Annotated in this window: 1 protein-coding gene; it reads left to right on the top strand. The window is 75.9% G+C overall.

Annotated features, from left to right (window positions below; genetic code table 11):
* Positions 1 to 215: 215 nt before the first annotated feature.
* Positions 216 to 1214, top strand: coding sequence for a TIGR01777 family oxidoreductase (locus tag I6A81_RS41210; protein WP_238431224.1), 999 nt, complete (start codon positions 216 to 218; stop codon positions 1212 to 1214).
* Positions 1215 to 1379 lie beyond the last annotated feature (165 nt).

Here is a 1379-nt window from a genome sequence, read left to right as displayed (position 1 = left end):
AGATGTGTTTAAGTGACAGGGAGGCGCGGGGCCCGACGCGTGACCGGCCCAGGCCCGTCCCGGGGCGCCGGCCCCGAGCCTCGAAGCGGTCGAGGCCCGCGGCCCGTAGCCGACCGGCCACCGCCATCGGCCATTGGCCACCACGGGCGTGCCCGGCCCCGGACCGGCGGCCCCGGACCGGCGGTCCCGGCCTCGGCCGTGCGGCCGATGGCTCGATGCGCGACGATGGCGCGGTGCGGATCGTGGTTTCCGGGGCGTCTGGGGTGCTCGGTTCGGCGTTGGTGCCGGCGCTGCGCGCCGACGGGCACGAGGTGATCACTCTGGTGCGCCGGCCGCCCCGCGGCCCGGACGAGGTCCGCTGGAATCCCGGGGGCGGCGAGCTCGACCGGGCCGCGCTCGGCGACGTCGACGCCGCGGTGCACCTGGCCGGCGCCGGCATCGGCGACCGGCGCTGGACCGCCGACTACCGGCGGGAGATCCTCGACAGCCGCGTCCAGGGCACCCGGCTGCTGGCTACGACGCTCGCGGCCGGGGTTCCCGCGCGTTCGGCGGCGGAGCCCGTCGTCCTTCTGTCCTCCAGCGCGGTCGGCTGGTACGGCACGGCGGCCGACGACCCGGTGGACGAGTCCGCGCCCGCCGGGACCGGCTTCCTCGCTGACATCGTGCGCGCGTGGGAGGAGTCCGCGACGCCCGCGGCCGAGGCCGGCGTCCGGGTCTGCCTGCTGCGCACCGGGCCTGTGCTCGCCGCCTCCGGCGGGATCCTCGCCCGCCAGCTGCCGTTGTTCCGGCTCGGCGTCGGCGGCCGGCTCGGCTCCGGCCGTCAGTGGGTGTCCTGGATCGGGCTCGACGACTGGGTCGCGGCCGTTCGCTTCCTGCTCGCCGCCGGCGCGGCGCCCGACACGACCGACGCGGCGACTGGCATGACGACTGGCGCGTCGGTGACCGAGCGCGGACGGGCCATCGCCGGGCCGGTGAACCTCGTCGCGCCGTGCCCCGTTACCGGGGCCGAGTTCGCCCGCGCGCTCGGCGCGGTGCTGCGCCGACCCGCCGTCCTGCCGGTGCCCCGGCTGGCGCTGCGCGCGGTCGTCGGCGAGTTCGCGGACGAGGGGGTGCTCGCCTCGCAACGGGTCGTGCCGCGCGTCCTCACCGACGCCGGATTCCAGTTCCAGCACCCCGAGCTTGCCGGGGCGCTGCGCGCGCTTCTCGCCCGCTGAGCCCAAAGATCGCCGGCTCTGGACCCGGATCCGCGCCCCGGTTAGTGCTTGGGGAAGATCTCAGGCCAGAACCGGCGATCGTGGTGAAGCGTCGGACTATTCGAGGTAGTCGCGCAGTTTCTGGGAACGCGACGGATGCCGCAGCTTCGACAGCGTCTTCGACTC

Origin of the sequence: Frankia nepalensis (genome assembly GCF_016786325.1) — a bacterium.
Taxonomy (GTDB): Bacteria; Actinomycetota; Actinomycetes; order Frankiales; family Frankiaceae; genus Pseudofrankia; species Pseudofrankia nepalensis.
This window is presented reverse-complemented; position numbering and strand designations above follow the sequence as displayed.

Bases quoted from the DNA above. Each gene is read 5' to 3' on its own strand.
- I6A81_RS41210 (WP_238431224.1), top strand. From the start codon at position 216: ATGCGCGACGATGGCGCGGTGCGGATCGTGGTTTCCGGGGCGTCTGGG.